General features: G+C 63.7%; 1 protein-coding gene and 1 pseudogene. Both read right to left on the reverse strand.

Annotated features, from left to right (window positions below):
- A pseudogene (locus HX823_RS31545) lies at positions 1–98 on the reverse strand (cupin); the annotation flags it as partial.
- 27 nt (positions 99–125) lie between these two features.
- A partial coding sequence (locus tag HX823_RS31550) for an FAD-binding oxidoreductase (protein ID WP_177078559.1) occupies positions 126–870 on the reverse strand: 745 nt, incomplete at its 5' end.

Below are 870 nucleotides of genomic sequence, written 5' to 3' on the forward strand. Positions count from 1 at the left end.
GTCGAGGCCACGGCAATGGGCTCGCCCAACGGCACGGCGACGGGCGACGAGTCCGGCAGGTGGGCGTTCAGCGTGTCTTTGAATTGCGTGATGCTCATGGGGTTTTCCCGTGTGAGTGAAACGACTTAGTGCATGAAACCTTCCATGAACCCGGCCACGCCGGTCGCCAGTTTGCGGCGCCAAGGGGCGGTGTTGGGGTTGGCCAACACTTGGTCTTCATGGACAAAACTGCGAATGATCGCGTTGTAGCCCAGCCAGCGGCAGGGTTCGGGTTCCCAGGGCTTGAGCGCGTCCAGGCCGCGTTCGCGGATTACCCAGGGTTGATGGATCAGCGGCGTGTCACGGCCGAGGATCAGGTCGGCCAGGGTGCGGCCACCCAGGTTGGTGGCGCCGACGCCCTCCCCGCCATATCCGCCGGACAGTGCGATGCCGGTCTTGTGGTCGCACAGCATGTGCGGTCGGAAATTGCGTGACATGCCCAGGTTGCCGCCCCAGGAATGGGTAATCTTCACGTGCTTGAGCTGTGGGAAAAGCTCACCGAACAGGTAGCGACGCAGTTCCACTTCGCTGTCAGTCAGATCAAAGTTGTGCCGCAGCTTCCCGGCAAACTGGTAGCCGCCACGGGCGCCGAACACCAGGCGGTTGTCCGCCGACCGCTGGCCGTAGGTCACCTGGCGACTGCTTTCGCCAAAGGCTTGGCCGTGGCTCAGGCCGATTTCATCCCAGGTGCTGGCCGGCAACGGCTCGGTGGCGACGATCAAGCTTTGCACCGGCAGTTGATAACGGCCCAGGGGCGGTAAGGTATTGGCGTAGCCCTCCACTGCCGGCACCACCCAAGCTGCACGAACACCGGCCTTCGCCGTGCGTAGG

Origin of the sequence: Pseudomonas sp. P7759, assembly GCF_013386445.1 — a bacterium.
In the GTDB taxonomy this organism is placed as follows: domain Bacteria; phylum Pseudomonadota; class Gammaproteobacteria; order Pseudomonadales; family Pseudomonadaceae; genus Aquipseudomonas; species Aquipseudomonas azotoformans_A.